At 72.9% G+C, this 16,075-nt stretch carries 18 protein-coding genes; 11 read left to right on the forward strand and 7 right to left on the reverse strand.

Going from position 1 to position 16,075, the window contains the following annotated elements; all coding sequences use genetic code 11:
- Positions 1–22: 22 nt before the first annotated feature.
- The gene (locus ACN9MM_RS31985) at positions 23–487 is read left to right on the forward strand and encodes a YchJ family protein (RefSeq protein ID WP_426367197.1); all 465 of its coding nucleotides are present in this window, start codon (positions 23–25) and stop codon (positions 485–487) included.
- A 35-nt stretch (positions 488–522) separates the two neighbouring features.
- Here the strand turns inward: ACN9MM_RS31985 and ACN9MM_RS31990 are convergent, their stop codons facing one another.
- The 3 genes from ACN9MM_RS31990 to ACN9MM_RS32000 form a co-directional block, all read right to left on the reverse strand.
- Positions 523–2,616 (reverse strand): MDR family MFS transporter, encoded by a 2,094-nt coding sequence (locus ACN9MM_RS31990; protein ID WP_426367198.1) that lies wholly within the window; start codon positions 2,614–2,616, stop codon positions 523–525.
- Positions 2,617–2,702: 86 nt separating this feature from the next.
- On the reverse strand, positions 2,703–2,897 hold the full coding sequence (locus tag ACN9MM_RS31995) for a hypothetical protein (RefSeq protein WP_221518607.1): 195 nt from the start codon (positions 2,895–2,897) through the stop codon (positions 2,703–2,705).
- 383 nt (positions 2,898–3,280) lie between these two features.
- Positions 3,281–4,339, reverse strand: coding sequence for an ATP-dependent DNA ligase (locus ACN9MM_RS32000; protein ID WP_426367199.1), 1,059 nt, complete (start codon positions 4,337–4,339; stop codon positions 3,281–3,283).
- Positions 4,340–4,391: 52 nt separating this feature from the next.
- Here ACN9MM_RS32000 and ligD point away from each other — a divergent pair, with 52 nt between their 5' ends.
- Together ligD and ACN9MM_RS32010 are read left to right on the forward strand one after the other, a co-directional pair.
- Positions 4,392–5,429: a non-homologous end-joining DNA ligase gene (gene ligD, locus ACN9MM_RS32005; RefSeq protein ID WP_426367200.1), complete on the forward strand. Its 1,038-nt coding sequence runs from the start codon at positions 4,392–4,394 to the stop codon at positions 5,427–5,429.
- A 111-nt stretch (positions 5,430–5,540) separates the two neighbouring features.
- On the forward strand, positions 5,541–6,440 hold the full coding sequence (locus ACN9MM_RS32010; protein ID WP_426367201.1) for an alpha/beta fold hydrolase: 900 nt from the start codon (positions 5,541–5,543) through the stop codon (positions 6,438–6,440).
- 30 nt (positions 6,441–6,470) lie between these two features.
- Here ACN9MM_RS32010 and ACN9MM_RS32015 read toward each other — a convergent pair whose 3' ends face one another.
- Both ACN9MM_RS32015 and ACN9MM_RS32020 read right to left on the reverse strand, forming a co-directional pair.
- Complete coding sequence (locus ACN9MM_RS32015; RefSeq protein ID WP_426367202.1) at positions 6,471–7,136, reverse strand: TetR/AcrR family transcriptional regulator; 666 nt, start codon at positions 7,134–7,136, stop codon at positions 6,471–6,473.
- 63 nt (positions 7,137–7,199) lie between these two features.
- The gene (locus tag ACN9MM_RS32020; RefSeq protein ID WP_383669409.1) at positions 7,200–7,994 is read right to left on the reverse strand and encodes an IclR family transcriptional regulator; all 795 of its coding nucleotides are present in this window, start codon (positions 7,992–7,994) and stop codon (positions 7,200–7,202) included.
- Between the two features lie 199 nt (positions 7,995–8,193).
- Between ACN9MM_RS32020 and ACN9MM_RS32025 the strand changes: the two genes are divergently transcribed.
- The 8 genes from ACN9MM_RS32025 to ACN9MM_RS32060 all read left to right on the forward strand — a co-directional run bounded on the left by ACN9MM_RS32025 (position 8,194) and on the right by ACN9MM_RS32060 (position 14,595).
- A complete protein-coding gene (locus tag ACN9MM_RS32025; protein ID WP_383788040.1) occupies positions 8,194–8,295 on the forward strand; it encodes a putative leader peptide in 102 nt (33 codons plus the stop codon).
- A gap of 322 nt (positions 8,296–8,617) precedes the next feature.
- Positions 8,618–9,643 carry an ABC transporter substrate-binding protein gene (locus ACN9MM_RS32030; RefSeq protein WP_426367203.1) on the forward strand — a complete coding sequence of 342 codons (1,026 nt, stop codon included), beginning with the start codon at positions 8,618–8,620 and terminating at the stop codon, positions 9,641–9,643.
- 91 nt (positions 9,644–9,734) lie between these two features.
- The gene (locus ACN9MM_RS32035; RefSeq protein ID WP_426367204.1) at positions 9,735–10,745 is read left to right on the forward strand and encodes an ABC transporter substrate-binding protein; all 1,011 of its coding nucleotides are present in this window, start codon (positions 9,735–9,737) and stop codon (positions 10,743–10,745) included.
- The gene (locus ACN9MM_RS32040; RefSeq protein ID WP_426367205.1) at positions 10,742–11,587 is read left to right on the forward strand and encodes an ABC transporter permease; all 846 of its coding nucleotides are present in this window, start codon (positions 10,742–10,744) and stop codon (positions 11,585–11,587) included. Before ACN9MM_RS32035 ends, ACN9MM_RS32040 begins: the two co-directional genes overlap by 4 nt.
- A complete protein-coding gene (locus tag ACN9MM_RS32045; RefSeq protein WP_426367206.1) occupies positions 11,584–12,321 on the forward strand; it encodes an ABC transporter ATP-binding protein in 738 nt (245 codons plus the stop codon). Before ACN9MM_RS32040 ends, ACN9MM_RS32045 begins: the two co-directional genes overlap by 4 nt.
- A complete protein-coding gene (locus ACN9MM_RS32050; RefSeq protein WP_426367207.1) occupies positions 12,318–13,181 on the forward strand; it encodes an ABC transporter substrate-binding protein in 864 nt (287 codons plus the stop codon). The genes ACN9MM_RS32045 and ACN9MM_RS32050 overlap by 4 nt, the downstream gene beginning before the upstream one ends.
- Positions 13,182–13,185: 4 nt before the next feature.
- Entirely contained in the window at positions 13,186–14,268 is a 1,083-nt protein-coding gene (locus ACN9MM_RS32055) for an LLM class flavin-dependent oxidoreductase (RefSeq protein ID WP_426367208.1), read from the forward strand.
- Between the two features lie 69 nt (positions 14,269–14,337).
- Positions 14,338–14,595 carry a WhiB family transcriptional regulator gene (locus ACN9MM_RS32060; RefSeq protein ID WP_382871859.1) on the forward strand — a complete coding sequence of 86 codons (258 nt, stop codon included), beginning with the start codon at positions 14,338–14,340 and terminating at the stop codon, positions 14,593–14,595.
- A gap of 32 nt (positions 14,596–14,627) precedes the next feature.
- Here ACN9MM_RS32060 and ACN9MM_RS32065 read toward each other — a convergent pair whose 3' ends face one another.
- Both ACN9MM_RS32065 and ACN9MM_RS32070 read right to left on the reverse strand, forming a co-directional pair.
- The gene (locus ACN9MM_RS32065) at positions 14,628–15,602 is read right to left on the reverse strand and encodes an acyl-ACP desaturase (RefSeq protein WP_426367209.1); all 975 of its coding nucleotides are present in this window, start codon (positions 15,600–15,602) and stop codon (positions 14,628–14,630) included.
- Between the two features lie 225 nt (positions 15,603–15,827).
- Entirely contained in the window at positions 15,828–16,070 is a 243-nt protein-coding gene (locus tag ACN9MM_RS32070) for a hypothetical protein (protein WP_426367210.1), read from the reverse strand.
- Positions 16,071–16,075 lie beyond the last annotated feature (5 nt).

Below are 16,075 nucleotides of genomic sequence, written 5' to 3' on the forward strand. Positions count from 1 at the left end.
TGGAGTGGGGGACAATGACGCCATGTCCCGACGCAAGACCCGCCCCCGCACGTCCCCGGCCTCCCGTACGGCCCAGGGCGCCCCCGAGCCCGCCGTGACCGCGGCCTCGCCCTGCCCCTGCGGTCTCGACGCCGCGTACGGCGCGTGCTGCGGCCGCTTCCACGCGGGCACCGGCGGTACGGCGCCCACCGCCGAGCTCCTCATGCGCTCCCGCTACAGCGCCTTCGTCGTCCGCGACGAGGCCTACCTGCTGCGCACCTGGGCGCCGGAGACCCGGCCGGGCGAGGTCGACTTCGATCCCGGGATGCGCTGGGCGGGCCTGGAGATCGAGGAGACCGGCGAGGGCACCGCCTTCCATCAGCACGGCACCGTCACCTTCACGGCCCGCTACGTCCACGGCGGCGCACCGGGCTCCCTGCACGAGCGGAGCCGGTTCGCCCGGCACGAGGGTGCGTGGGTGTACGTGGACGGCGACTTCATCGAGTAACCGGACCGGCGGCCCCCCGCGCCGAAGCCGCACGCTCAGCGAGCCCCCGCGCCCGCCGTCACCCGGCCCCGGGGGAGTCCGCTCGCGAGGTCCTCGGCGACGATCCTCTTGGCGATGGCGTCCGTCGCCATCCGCAGCTCCGGCCCGGTGGGCCGGCCGCGCTCCTGTGCGACGACGTCGGAGAGCCAGTCGCCCCAGGCGTGTGTGATCACGTCCGCCTCCCGCTTGCCCGCCGCCGTGTGGGAGAGCAGGTTGCCGTCGCGGGTCAGGAACCCCTCGTCGACCATCCGCTCGAAGACGGGCAGCAGCACCTCGGGCGGCACCCGCCGTCCGGCCGAGATCAGGCCGAGGCTCGCGTGCCCGACCGTCCGTGTGAAGAGTTCGACCTGCATCACCGCCCAGGCGCCCGCGGTGTCGAGCCGGGTGTCGGAGGCGGCGACGATCGACCGGGCCGTCTCGTAGTCGGTGCGGCGCAGGATGCGGCCGACGGCCAGTTCGAGGAGCTTCTCCGAGTCGCCGGTCGCGGTGGGGGAGCTGAAGCCCTCGCCCATGTCGGGGGCGGCGGCGCGCGCCGAGTCGCGGAGCGTCACCTGCTTGAGGAAGAGGGCGACCACGAAGCCGACGGCGGCGACGGGCACGGTCCAGAGGAAGACGGTGTGGAGGGTGTCGGCGTAGGCCTGGACGATCGGTTCCGCGACCCGGTCGGGCAGCGAGTGCAGCCCGGCCGGGTTCTGCGCGGCCTGTGCGATCCCGGCGGGGTCGATGCCGAGGCTCCCGGCGACGGCGGCGGCCTCGCCGATCCCCGCCGTGAGGTTGGGCTTGAGGGAGTTGGCGTAGATCGTGCCGAAGACGGCCGTGCCGAAGGAGCTGCCGAGGGTGCGGAAGAAGGTGACTCCGGAGGTGGCGGTGCCGAGGTCGGCGTAGTCGACGGTGTTCTGCACGGCGATGGTCAGGACCTGCATGCACAGGCCGATGCCGGTGCCGAGGACGAACATGTACAGCGACTCCAGCCAGGTGCCGGTGTCCGGCCCCATGAGGGAGAGGAGGAAGAGGCCGACGCCCATCACCAGACAGCCCACGATCGGGAAGGTCCGGTAGTGACCGGTCTTGCTGACGACGTTGCCGCTGAAGATGGAGGCGATGAGCAGGCCGATGACCATGGGCAGGGTGCGGATGCCGGACATGGTCGCCGACTCGCCGTCGACGTACTGCAGATACGTCGGCAGGAAGGTCATCGCGCCGAGCATGGCGAAGCCGACGACGAAGCTGAGCACGGAGCAGACGGTGAAGACGGGGTTCCCGAAGAGGCGCATGGGCAGCATGGGTTCGGCCGCCCGGGTCTCCACCCAGCAGAACAGCGCCAGCGCGAGGAGTCCGCCCGCGAAGAGGCCGATGATGACGGCGGAGCCCCACGCGTACTCGTTGCCGCCCCAGCTGGTGGCCAGGATCAGGGCGCTGGATCCGACGGCGACCAGCGCGATGCCGGCGTAGTCGATGACGGGTCGGCTCGCGGAGCGTACGGACGGGATCGTGCGGGCGGCGGCGATGACGACCAGGATCGCGATGGGGACGTTGACGTAGAAGGCCCAGCGCCAGGTGAGGTGGTCGGTGAACAGACCGCCGAGCAGGGGGCCGATGACGGTCGAGACACCGAACACGGCCCCGATCGCGCCCTGGTACTTGCCGCGTTCGCGCAGCGGGATCACATCGGCGATGAGCGCCATCGAGGTGACCATCAGACCGCCGGCGCCGATGCCCTGGAGGCCGCGCCAGACGATCAGCAGCGTCATGTTGGTGGCGAGTCCGCAGAGGAACGAGCCGGTGATGAAGACGATCGCGGAGATCTGGAAGATCACCTTGCGGCCGAAGAGATCGCCGAACTTGCCGACGAGGACGGTCGCGACCGTCTCGGCGAGCAGGTACGAGGTGACCACCCACGACATGTGGGCGGCGCCGCCGAGGTCCGAGACGATCGTGGGCAGGGCGGTGCCGACGATCGTCTGGTCGAGGGCGGCGAGGAGGACGCCCAGCATGATCGTGCCGAAGACGATGTTGCGGCGGCGGCTGTCGAGCACGGGTGGCTCGGTGGCGGCCGGGGGCGCGGGCGCTGCGTCGCTGGTCGTGGTCACTCTCGCAGCGTCACACCGGCGCTGTCCTCACGCATGAGGGGGTCGGCCGAACGGGTGTACGCGTCAAGGGTGGACGGCGTCCCCCGTCAGGGGGTGACGGGCAGTCGGGGGTGGTGCTTGGCGAGGATCTTGTTGGCGCGCGCGAGGGCGGCGAGGGCGTGCTCGCGGTCCGCCCGGTCCTCCGCGCAGAGCGGTCCACGGAAGCGGTACACCTCGCGCGCCGCGCAGTCCGCGTCGACCTCGGCCTGGAGGACGTGCAGCGGCAGGCAGGCGCCGATCATCGCGGCCACGCTGTCGGGGATCGGGACGGGAACGAGGCGCGAGGGCGAGGTGATCACGGGTCAGTCCTAGTCGGTCCGGGGAGGGTACGGAAGGGTCTCCTCTCCATACGTACCGGATCGCGGTACGGGTTCCGGCACGGCCGTGTCGCGGCCGGGCAACGGCGGATCACGCCACGGGGGGACCGGGCGGGCCGGACCGGCCGGTGCGGGCGGCCGACGGCGGGGCGTTCCCGCAGGTACGGGGCCGGGTGGCGGCGGACGCATTGCGCACCGTCCTTGCGTATCGCCCGGAACCCCGCGGCGGGCGCGGGCGGTTCCCGACTGCCGAGTGTGTGGCATATCACGTTGCGGTCCGGCCCCTTCCCCGCCGCCGTGTCCCGTGCCTACGTGAGGATCCCGGCCAGGTCGTACGAGACGGGCTCGTCCAGCTGTCCGTAGCCGCAGGACTCCGGCGTCCGGTCGGGGCGCCACCGCTTGAACTGCGCGGTGTGGCGGAAGCGGTCCCCCTCCATGTGGTCGTAGCCGACCTCGCAGACCCGCTCCGGCCGCAGCGGCACCCACGACAGGTCCTTCTTGCCCGACCAGCGGCTCGGGGCCCCCGGCAGTCTGGCTCCCTCGTGCGCCGCCTCGTCCGTCCACGCCGCCCAGGGGTGCCCGTCCGGGGGGTCCATCCGGAGCGGCTCCAGCTCCTCGACGAGTTCGGCGCGGCGGGCGGCGGTGAAGGCCGCGCACACGCCGACGTGCTGGAGGACGCCTCCGGAGTCGTACAGGCCGAGCAGCAGGGAGCCGACCACCGGCCCGCTCTTGTGGAAGCGGTATCCGGCCACGACGACGTCCGCCGTCCGCTCGTGCTTGATCTTGAACATGAGGCGGGCGTCCGGCCGGTAGGCCAGGTCGAGCGGCTTGGCGATCACGCCGTCGAGACCGGCGCCCTCGTACTGTTCGAACCAGCGGGCGGCGAGCTCGGGGTCCCGGGTCGCCGGCGCCAGGTGGACCGGCGCGTCGACCCCGTCGAGCATCCGCTCCAGGGCCGCCCGGCGCTCGCTCAGCGGGGTGTCGAGCAGCGAGTCGTCCCCGAGGGCGAGCAGGTCGAAGGCGATGAACCGGGCCGGAGTGGTCGCGGCCAGCATCCGGACCCGGGAGTCGGCCGGATGGATCCGCTCGGAGAGCCGGTCGAAGTCGAGCCGCCCGTCGTGCTCGATCACGATCTCCCCGTCGACGACGCAGCGCTGCGGCAGCCGGGCGGCGAGTGCCTCGACCAGCTCGGGGAAGTAGCGGGTGAGGGGCTTGCCCGTACGGCTGCCGATGACGAGCTCCGGCCCGTCGCGGTGCACGATCGCGCGGAAGCCGTCCCACTTCGCCTCGTACTGCATGCCGGGCGGGATCCGCTTCACGGACTTGGCGAGCATCGGTTTCACGGGCGGCATCACCGGAAGATCCATGGGGTGATTGTCCGGTATGCGGGAGTTGTCGGCGAGCCCTAGGCTGACCGGCATGGCAGGCAAGGCGGCAGCGGTGGAACTGGAAGTCGGCGACCGGACCGTACGGGTCTCCAACCCCGACAAGGTCTACTTCCCCGAACCCGGCTACACCAAGATGGACATGGTCCAGTACTACCTGGCCGTGGGCGACGGGGTCACCCGCGCCCTGCGGAACCGCCCCACCACCCTGGAGCGCTACCCCGACGGGGTGACCGGCGAGTCCTTCTTCCAGAAGCGCGCACCGAAGTACCTGCCCGACTGGATCCCGACGGCCCACATCACCTTCCCCAGCGGCCGGTCGGCCGACGAGATGTGCCCCACCGAACCGGCGGCCGTGCTCTGGGCGGCCAACCTCGGCGCCGTCACCTTCCACCCCTGGCCGGTGCGCCGGGAGGACACCGACCATCCCGACGAGCTCCGCATCGACCTCGACCCGCAGCCCGGCACGGATTACGGCGACGCCGTCCGCGCCGCTCACGAGCTGCGCGCGGTCCTCGACGAGCACGGACTGCGCGGCTGGCCGAAGACCTCGGGAGGCCGGGGCCTCCACGTCTTCGTGCCGATCGCCCCCGAATGGACGTTCACCCAGGTCAGGCGGGCGGCGATCGCCTGCGGCCGGGAGCTGGAGCGGCGGATGCCGGACCGGGTCACGATCAAGTGGTGGAAGGAGGAGCGCGGCGAGCGGATCTTCGTCGACTACAACCAGACGGCCCGGGACCGCACGATCGCCTCCGCCTACTCCGTACGCCCACGCCCGCATGCCCCGGTGTCGGCGCCGCTGCGCTGGGAGGAGATCGACGACGCCGTGCCGCGGGACTTCGACATCAGGACGATGCCCGCCCGGTACGCGGAGGCCGGCGACGTCCACGCGGACATGGACGACGAGCGGTTCAGTCTGGAGTCGCTGCTCGAACTGGCCCGGCGGGACGAGGCGGACCACGGCCTGGGCGACCTTCCGTACCCGCCGGAGTACCCGAAGATGCCGGGTGAGCCGAAGCGGGTGCAGCCGAGCCGGGCGAAGAAGGAGCCCGAGGGTCACGAGAAGGGCTGAGGGCCGGGACGCCTCCGGGTGGGCGTCACCGGCCCTCGCCGTTCACTCTAAAACAACACGAACGGTCGTGCTAGCATTTTCGTACAGGCAGGACGACCGAGGAGATCCGGCATGTACCCGATGGCTCCGCTCATCCGCACCGCCCTGAACGCCACCGCACGCGTCGCCCCCGGCCCCGCCGGCCGCTGGGCCTTCCACCTCTTCGTCCGCCCCCTCGGCCGGGCGAAGGTCAGACCCGGGGAACGGGTGCTCCTCGCCGCCGCCCGCACCGGCACGCTCCATGTGCGGGGCAAGGAGGTCGTCACCTACGCGTGGGGCGACGGCCGGCGGCCCGTCCTGCTGGTCCACGGCTGGTCCTCCCGCGCCTCGCGGCTCGGCGCCTTCGCCGAGGAGCTCCTCGCGCGCGGGTGCAGCCCGGTCGCCTTCGACGGACCCGGCCACGGCGACTCGCCCGGCAGGGCCACCAACATCGTCGAATACCGGGAGATCATCCGGGAGTTGCGCGCCCGGCACGGTGACTTCGAGGCCGTCGTCGCCCACTCCTTCGGCGTCCTCGCCGCCCTCTTCGCCCTCCGCGACGGCGTCCGCACGGCCCGCTTCGTGGGCCTCGGCGGCGTCGGCTCCTTCGCCATGCTCCTGGAGGGCTTCCGGGCCGGACTCGGCCTGGACGAAAGGGTGGTCCGCGCCATGCGCGGGTACGTCGAGCGGCGCCTGGCCCCGGGCGAGCCGGGCATCTGGGACCGCTTCGGCGCCGACCACGCGCCGGACGAACTCGGCGCGCCCGTCCTGCTGTTCCATGATGAGGGCGACGACATGGTGCCGCCCGCCCAGGCCCGGTTCCTCGCCCGGTCCCATGGCGAAAGGGCCCGGCTCGTCGTCACCCGTGGCCTCGGCCACCGCCGTATCCTCACGGATCCCGACGTCGTGGCCGAGGCGGTGGCGTTCGCGACCGCCGGTTCCGTCACGGAGCCTGCGGTCAGGACGCGCGAGGGCGTCGGCCCGGCGGTGTGACCGCGGGGGCGGCGGCCCCCGCCGTCGCCGTCAGGCCGGATCGGCCAGGGCCTCGCGGCCCTTCTCCGTGGCCGAGGAGAGCAGACGGGCCGTGATGCCCCGCTCGGCGCGGGCGTACACGCCGGGGTCGCCGAACAGCACGGACTGCGCGTTGGCCGTCTCCATGAGGGCGATCACCTCGAAGGCGAGCTGCTCCACGTCCAGGTCCCCGGCGAGCTCCCCGGCGGCGCGCGCCTCCCGCAGGGTCCCCTCCACGTACGCGGTCCAGTCGCGGCGGGTCCCGGCGACGGCGTCGTGGACCGGTCCCGTACGGGCGTCGAACTCGGCCGAGACCGCGGAGAAGAAGCAGCCGCCCGCGAAGACCCGCCCCTTGGAGTACGCGAGCCAGTTCCGGCACAGCTCGCGCACCCGCCGCGCACCCGGCGGCACGTCCTTCAGCGGGGTGACGACCCGGTCGGCGAAGACGGCGACGGCGGCCCTGACGGTCGCGAGCTGGAGCTCCTCCTTGGAGCCGAAGAGGGCGAAGACACCGCTCTTGCTCAGCTCCAGCTCGGTCGCGATCCGTCCCAGCGACAGCCCTTCGAGTCCCTCGACCGAGGCGATGTCCATCGTCCGGCCGAGGACGAGGCGCCGGGTCTGGTTGCCCCGCTCGACGCGTCCGTCGGTCTTGGTCCCGCTTCCGGTGCTGCCGCTCATGCCCCCATCGTACTGAACGCACGACCGTGCGGATATCTCGGAGCCGTCCGGGACGCCCCGGGGCTACCCGGCCCGCTCGCCCGGGTCCCGCCGCTCCGACGGGGCGAGCAGCAGCACCTCCAGGGCCCGCGCGCAGGACCGCGCCTGCGCCAGGTACCAGTCGAGCCGCGCCTCGGTGATCAGCTCGGGGGTCGCACGGACCGCGAGCGCGAACCGCGCGTGCCCCGTGCGCTCCAGGACCGGCACGGCCACCGTCCGCACCCCGAGGGCCGACTCGCCGTCGTTGAGGGCGTACCCCGCCTCCCGTACGCGCGCCAACTCGGCGGCCAGGGCGGGCGGTTCGACGATGGTCCGCTCCGTGAACGCGTACAGCGGAGGCAGTGAGCGCGGGCCGCCCTCGCCCGCCCGGGGCCACGCGAGCAGCACCTTCCCGAGCGCCGTCGAGTGCAGCGGCCGGCGCAGCCCCACCTTCGGGGTCACCGAACCGCCCGCCACGATCACCGCGTGCGGGCCGCTGCGCAGCGCCAGGTCGACGGTGGCGCCGGTCCGTTCGGCCAGATCGGACAGCTCGGGCGCGGCCAGGTGCAGTCCGCGCTGGTGGTACGAGAGGCGGCCCAGCTCGGTCATCGCCGGACCGAGCCGGTACCGCGCGGTCCGGGCGTCCTGCTCCAGGAAGCCCGCGCCGAGCAGGGTGCGGGCCAGCCGGTGCGCCGTCGAGGTCGAGAGGCCGAGCCGGCGCGCGAGGTCGGAGGCGCTCAGGTCGGGCCCGTTGTCGTGGAAACAGTGCAGCACGTCCAGTGCGCGGCGGACCGCCTGGGCGCCCGCCGGGGGTCGGGCGATGCCGGCCTCGGTCGTCATAGGGTTCGCTCCCCGTGGGTGATCGGGCTCCCACGCTCCCACATGGCGGGAGCCGAATCGGGCTCGGTGCGAGGTCGGAAACACTCCGTTCATAAGCAATCCCACATCGTGGGAGTCGAGTTGTGGGCGGCGGAACAACCGTGGCAAGGTTCCGGCCAACACACCACCGCGGCACCGAGCCGGAAGGAGCAGGCCCGCGATGAACGCACGACACGTGCCGGGCGCCCTCCGCGCACCACTCGCCCTCACCCGGCGCCGCCACATCGACCTGGTGCGCGTCGCCGGCACCGGCTGTCGCTGACACCCGGCCTTCGCCCGACACACCGGCTCCACTCCACGCCCGGCCCGCGCCGACGCGCCCGGCAGTGACGTTCCGGCCACACGGTCAGCGCGTCCAGCACCTTCGTCGCTTCGAGCACCTTCGTCGCGTCCAGCACCTCCGTCGCTTCGAGCACCCTCCGTGCCCTCTGTGCCGTGCGTGCCGTGCGTGCCTTCCGTGCCGGACGCGCTGAGGCCGACGCCCGCCGGTCCTCCGCCGCCCCCGAGGGGGGACGCCGTGACCACAGGTCCGCTCTCCCCGTCCCACGCCACCTTCCCGACCCTTCACACCCCGGGATGCCCCCATGACGTACACCCGTGTTCCCGACACGCTCTGGTTCACCCGCTGCCCCGTCCCCACCGCCACCGGCGTCGCCGCCGACCGGGGCTGGCTCGCGGGGGAGTTCGCCCCGGACGGCATCGCCGTCCGCTCGCTGCAGGACGCCGAACCCGGCGCCGACCCCGCCACCCACTACACCCACGCCCTGCCCGGGCTCTTCCGCGAGGGAGGCAACGTGCCCGCCCTGTGGGCCCGTTCACGCGGCGAGCGCACCCGGCTCGTCGGGCTCACCTGGATCGAGGAGCGCCAGGCGGTGCTCGTCGCCCCCGGCTCCCCGGTGCGCGGGGCCGCCGCCCTGCGCGGACTCCGGCTCGCCGTGCCGCGCCACTCCGTGCCCATCGACTTCTGGCGGGCGATGGCCCTGCGCGGCTTCGAGGGCGTCCTCGCCTCGGCGGGGTACGGACTCGGCGACGCGGTCCTCGTCGACGTACGGGCCGACGGTCACCGGGGCCAGTGGGCCGCCGGTCTCGACGCCCTGCGCCGCGGCGAGGTCGACGCCGTCTACGTGAAGGGAGCCCTCGCCGTCGAGGCGGCCCGCCGCGCCGGTGCCGAGGTGGCCGTCGAGCTCGACGACCTCCCGGACCCCGTCCACCGCGTCAACAACGGCACCCCACGCCCCCTCACCGTCCACCAGGACCTCCTGGACGCACACCCCGAGCTCGTGGCGCGCTTCCTCTCCGTCCTGCTCCGCGCCGCCGACTGGGCCGCCGGCCAGCCCGCCGAGGTCGCCCGCATCCTCGGTGCCGAGACCGGAGCGGGAGCCGAGGGAGTCGCGGGCGCCTACCGGCCCGGCACCCACCGCACCCTCCACCCGGACCTGTCCGGCACCCGGCTCGACCTGCTCGCCCGGCAGGAGGAGGCCCTGCGCGCCCACGGCTTCCTGCCCGAGGCCGTGGACGTACGGGCCTGGGCCGACCCGGAGCCCCTGCGCCGCGCCCGCCTGATCGCGTCCGCAGCCGCGCCGGAACCGTCCGCCCGGCCCGTCCCGTAAGCGCCGAACCCCCCGCCCCGCCCTCACCCGCTTCGCCCCCGCACCCGCCGCCCCGGCCCCGCACCCGTCCCGCCCCCGGAGGAAGACCGCCATGCGCCCACTCACCCCGCTCGCCGCTCTGGCAGCCCTCGCCGCCCTCTCCACCGTCACCGCCTGCGGCGGTGCGGACGCCGCAGGCGACCCGAAGGGGAACAGGAGCGGGGAGGGAACGGTCACCGTTCGCATCCCCGACCCCGGCAACGCCGGCGTCCTCGCCCGCGGCAAGAAGGACGGCAGCCTCGACAAGGCTCTCGCCGAGGTCGGTGCCCAGGTGGCCTGGACCGGCAGCGCAGGCCCCTTCGCCCCGGCGGCCCAGGCGTTGAACGCCGACCAGCTCGACATCGCGACCGGCTCCATCACCTCCGGCATCGCCTCCCTCTCCCAGAGCCCCGGCTTCGCCTTCTTCACCGCCACCGACCCCGATCCGGTCGGCGAGGGCATCCTCGTCCGCGAGGGCTCGGACATCACCTCCGTCCAGGACCTCGTCGGCCGCAAGGTCGCCGTGAACAAGGGCGGCACCGGCGAGTACCTGCTCCTCAAGGCCCTCGCCAAGGCCGGGATCCCCGCGGACAAGGTCGAGCGCGTCTATCTGCGCCCCGACCAGACCGCCGCCGTCTTCAACGCGGGACAGGTCGACGCCTGGGCGGTCTGGTCCACGTACGCCGTCGCCGAGATCGGCGCCGGCAAGGCCCGCTTCGTCGCCGACGGCGCCGCCATCGGCTCCGACAACTACAGCCTCAACGCGGTCCGTTCGGGATTCGCGAAGGAGCACCCCGAGATCGTCAAGGCGCTCTACGCCTACCTTCACGAGAACAGCGCAAAGGAGAAGAAGGACCCGGCCGCCTACCTCAACGTGTTCACCGACGCCGGTCCCACCGCCGTCACCGGCAAGGCCAGGGACGTCCAGATCGCCTTCACCGGCAAGGGCGGCACCGTCGACCCCATCGGCCCCGAGGACATCACGCGCTTCGAGACCGTCGCCCGGTTCTACGCCGACCAGAAGGTCACTCCGGAGAAGGTCGACATCGCCGCCCACCTCCTCGACGTCGAGAAGCTGTCATGACGGCCGCCACGGAGGAACACGAGGGCACGGAAGGGCTGGTCGCGCCGCGCCCGCCGGTCCGCCGCGCCCGTCCCCGTGCCTACGCCGTCACCGTCCGAGCCCTCGGCCCGTTCGCCCTCCTCGCCCTGTGGTGGGCCTCATCCGCCACGGGTCTCCTCACCCCCGACGTCCTCGCCTCGCCCGCGCAGGTCCTCGACGCGGTGGGGGAACTGTGGGGCAACGGGCAGCTGCCCGACGCGCTCGCCACCTCCCTCACCCGCTCCGGTCTCGGCCTGGTGATCGGCCTCGCCGCCGGACTCGTCCTCGGGATCACCACCGGCTTCACCCGGCTCGGGGACGAGCTCCTCGACTCCTCCCTCCAGACCCTCCGCACCATCCCCTTCCTCTCCCTCGTCCCCCTCTTCATGGTCTGGTTCGGGATCAACGAGACCGCCAAGATCCTGCTCATCGCGGTGGCCACCACCTTCCCGATGTACGTCTCCACCACCGGGGGCGTCCGCAGCACCGACCGCAAACTCGTCGAGGCGATGCGCAGCTTCGGTCTCGGCCGGCTCGCGATCGTCCGCCAGGTCGTCCTGCCCGGCGCCCTGCCCTCGCTCCTCGCCGGCCTGCGGCTCTCCATGACGCTGAGCGTCATCGCGCTGATCGCCGCCGAGGAGATCAACGCCACCGCGGGCATCGGCTATCTGATGTCCCAGGCCCAGAGCTACGCCCGCACCGACATCCTCGCCGTCTGCATCCTCGTCTACGGGCTCCTCGGCCTCACCGCCGACGTCCTCGTCCGTGGCCTGGAGCGGACCCTCATGCCCTGGCGCGCAGCCGGACCGGGAGGGACGACATGACCGCCGTACGGGTACGGGGACTGCGCCGGGTCTTCGGTGACCGCGCCGTCATCGACGGACTCGACCTCACCATCGGGCGCGGCGAGTTCGTCGCCCTCCTCGGGGCCAGCGGCAGCGGCAAGACCACGCTGCTGCGCATCCTCGGCGCCCTCGACGGAGCCGACGGGGGAGAGGCCCTCGTCCCCGCCGCCCGCACCGTCGTCTTCCAGGAGCCCCGGCTCATCCCCTCCAAGAAGGTCCTCGCCAACGTCACCGTCGGGCTGCCGCGCGGCGCGGAGACCCGGGCGACCGGCCTGCGCGCGCTCGCCGAGGTCGGCCTCCAGCGGCACGCCGACGCCTGGCCGGCCACCCTCTCCGGCGGCGAGGCCCAGCGCGTCGCCCTCGCCAGGGCCCTGGTGCGCGAGCCCGAACTCCTGCTGCTCGACGAGCCGTTCGCCGCGCTCGACGCGCTGACCCGGCTCCGCATGCAGGACCTGGTCGGCGAACTGCGGCGGATCCACCGGCCGGCCGTCCTGCTCGTCACGCACGACGTCGACGAGGCCGTGCGCCTCGCCGACCGGGTCGCCGTGCTGCGCGACGGCCGGCTCGTCACCGACGAGCCCGTGGCCGTCTCCCGCCCCCGCGACCCCGGCGACCCGGCCTTCGTGGCCCTGCGCCGCCGCCTGCTCGCCGACCTCGGCGTCCACGCGTCCGAAGAAGCCCCCACCCCGTCTCTCGAAGGAGCCCCCGCATGACCGTCGTCATCGGTGTCCACCGCAGCAACCCCTCCCTCTACCACCTCTCCCGCCTCGGCTACGCGGAGGAGGAGCTCGCCGCCCTCGGCGAGACCGTGACCTGGCACCCGTACACCGACGGGGTCCGCACCGGCGCCCATCTCGCCGACGGCACGATCGACTTCGGCGGCACCGGCTCCACCCCGCCCGTCACCGCGCAGGCCGCGGGACACGACATCGTCTACACGGCCGTCTCCGCGCCCCGCCCCGACCACGGCGCCCTCCTCGTCCCCGAGGACAGCCCGGTCCGGACCGTCGCCGACCTGAAGGGCGGCACCGTCCACCTGGCCGTCGGCTCCTGGCAGACGCACCTCGTCGCCAAGGCCCTGGACGACGCCGGGCTCTCGTACGCCACCGACATCACCCCCGTACGCGGAGACTCGGGCAGCGAGGCGAGGCTCCGCGCCGGGGAGATCACCGCCTGGGTGGCGCAGGGGGCGGAGCTCGCCGCCGCCCGCCGCACCGGCGGGCTGCGCACCCTGATCCGTACCGGCGACGTCATCAGCGACCGGTCCGTCTTCTTCACCCGCCGTGACCTGGCCGAGCAGCGGCCCGAGCTCGTCGAGGCGCTCACCCGCGCGCTGCGGCGGGCCGACGACTGGGCCGCCGCCCACCCGCGCGAGGCCGCCGAGATCGCCGCCGCCGACCAGGGCGGCACGGTCGAGGACTGGGAGACCGCCCTGAAGGCCCTGCCCTGGACCATCGAGGAGGTCACCGAGGAGTTCATCGCCGAGCAGCAGCGGGCGGCGGACATCTTCCACCGCGCCGGATTCGTGGACCGCGCGGTCACCGTCGCCGACGCGCTGCCCCGGAAGGCCTGAGCCGATGACGCACCAGGCCCCCGAAGTCCTCTGGTACGTGATCCCGCGCGAAGGCGCCTACCCGTGGGAGCCCGAAGGCCGCCGCCCGGTCGACCTCGGCTATCTCACGCAGCTCGCCGGGACCGTCGAACGCCTCGGCTACACCGGCGCGCTTCTCGCCACCGACCTCTACGACGTGTGGCCGCTCGGCTCCGCGCTCGCCGCCTCCACCAGCACCCGCTTCAAGCCGCTGCTCGCCGTCCACCCGGGCCTGATCTCGCCCACCCTCCTCGCGAAGATGGCGCTGAGCTTCGACAACCTCTTCGGCGGCCGGCTCCGCTTCAACGTCGTCAACGGGTCGACGAACTCCCTGCGGGAGTACGGCCTGCACGTCGAGCACGACGAACGGTACGAACTGAGCGCCGAGTACTGGTCGATCGTGAAGCGCCTCACGGCCGGTGAGGTCTTCGACCACAAGGGGCGGTTCTACGACCTCAAGGGCGCCGGCGCCTCCTTCCGCGACCTGCGCCCGGTCCAGGCGCCGCACGTCCCGCTCTGGTTCGGCGGTTCCTCGGCGCCCGGCATCGAGATGGCCGCCGAGCACGTCGACGTCTATCTGACCTGGGGCGAGCCCCCGCACCTGCTGAAGGAGAAGCTCGACCACGTCCGGGCCCGGGCCGCCGCCCACGGCCGTACGCTCCGGATCGGGCTCCGGCTCCACCTGATCGTCCGGGACACCGAGGACGAGGCCTGGGCCGCGGCCGACCGGCTCCTGGACGTCACGAGCGAGGCGACCTACGCCCGGCAGCTCGGCGACCGCGCGGGCGAGGACGGCGTCGGCTGGCAGCGCCAGTTCCGCCAGCACGGCGGGAAGGTGCCGGCCCGGGCGCGCGAACTGGAGACCCATCCGAACCTCTGGCCCGGCATGAGCCTGTTCCGCCCCGGCCCCGGCACGGCCGTCGTTGGTTCCACCGCCCAGGTCGTGGAGCGGCTCAAGGAGTACCAGGAACTGGGAGTGGACACGTTCATCCTGTCCGGGAACCCGCTCCTGGAGGAGGCGTACCGGGTGGCAGAGACGGTCCTCCCGGCGCTGGGCGTCACGGGCTGAAACCTCTCGGCGCGCCGCATTGATCGAACGTTGATGGCTCGTTTACGACCCGGCGGCAGTGTGTACGGCATGCAGACCTACACGAGCGTACTGACCGCACCGGAGCCCGACATGACCTGGCGCGAGAACGCCCTGTGCGCCCAGGCCGGACCGGAGTTCTTCTTCCCGGCGCCCGGGTCGTCGACGCGCGAGGCGAAGCAGCTGTGCGGGGCGTGCGAGGGGCGCGTGGCGTGCCTGGAGTACGCCCTGACCCACGACGAGCGGTTCGGGGTGTGGGGCGGGCTCTCCGAGAAGGAGCGGGGGCGGCTCAAGCGGCAGAGCCGCTGAGCCGCCGGGCCGCTCCGGCGCCGGCGGCCGGCTCAGCCGGCCGCGCGCGCGGCCATCCGGGCCTTGCGGGCCGCGAGCTTCTCGTCGAACTTGCTGGCCTCGCTGTCCAGGCCGTTCATGTACAGCCCCAGCTCCTCCTGGGCGCGCAGGCCGTCCGGGCCGAGGCCCTCGATCTGGAGGACCTTGAGGAAGCGCAGGACGGGCTGGAGGACGTCGTCGTGGTGGATGCGCATGTTGTAGATCTCGCCGATCGCCATCTGCGCGGCCGCCCGCTCGAAGCCGGGCATGCCGTGTCCGGGCATCCGGAAGTTGACCACGACGTCCCGCACGGCCTGCATGGTCAGGTCGGGGGCGAGCTCGAAGGCGGAGCCCAGCAGGTTCCGGTAGAAGACCATGTGCAGGTTCTCGTCGAGCGCGATGCGGCTGAGCATCCGGTCGCAGACCGGGTCGCCGGACTGGTGTCCGGTGTTGCGGTGCGAGATGCGGGTGGCGAGCTCCTGGAAGGCCACGTACGCGACGGAGTGCAGCATCGAGTGCCGGTTGTCGGACTCGAAGCCCTCGCTCATGTGCGCCATCCGGAACTGCTCCAGCTTGTCCGGGTCGACGGCGCGGGAGGCGAGGAGGTAGTCGCGCATCACGATGCCGTGGCGGCCCTCCTCCGCGGTCCAGCGGTGCACCCAGGTGCCCCAGGCGCCGTCGCGGCCGAAGAGGCTGGCGATCTCGTGGTGGTAGCTCGGGAGGTTGTCCTCGGTGAGCAGGTTGACGACGAGGGCGATCTTGCCGATGTCGGTGACCTTGGACTGCGACGGGTCCCAGGCCTCGCCGTCCTCGAAGAAGCCGGGGAAGTTCCGGGCGTCGGACCACGGCACGTACTCGTGCGGCATCCAGTCCTTCGTGACCTTCAGGTGCCGGTTGAGCTCCTTCTCGACGACCTCTTCCAGCGCGTAGAGCAGGCGCGCGTCGGTCCACTCCGCCGAGCTGCCGAGGTGGGGAGAGGTGAGCGTCACGGGAACTCCTGGGGACGGAGAAGGGCATACGGGCATACCTACGGATTCGTAGGTTACGAGACCGTAGGTTAAGGCTCCGTAAGGCGTCGGCCAAGCCCGTCCCGGCGATGTCCGGTTACGTTCCGTTATGTGCGCTGCTCCGGCGGGGTGCCGGAGACGCAGGTCACGTCCTTGTCGGCATGCCTCGGCCGTGGTGCCGACTACGCAGCGGAGACGCCCGGCGGCTCAGAGCAGGTGATCGGCCGCGCCGGCCTTCACCGCCGAGATGAGTGCCCGGAGTGCCTCGACGGAGTCGCTGACGTACTCGCCGGGGGAGAGCGTCGAGCCGATGTAGGCCCGGCCGGAGCCGTCGAGACCGAAGCGGAAGCAGTTCGCTCCCTCGCTGCAGAAAGCCTCGTTCCAGTCGATCGCGGCGGCGGGGGCGGCGGGGGCGGACGGGGCGGTGGGGGCGTCGGCGGTGACGTTCATGGTGT

It is taken from the genome of Streptomyces sp. E-08 (assembly GCF_049913095.1).
In the GTDB taxonomy this organism is placed as follows: domain Bacteria; phylum Actinomycetota; class Actinomycetes; order Streptomycetales; family Streptomycetaceae; genus Streptomyces.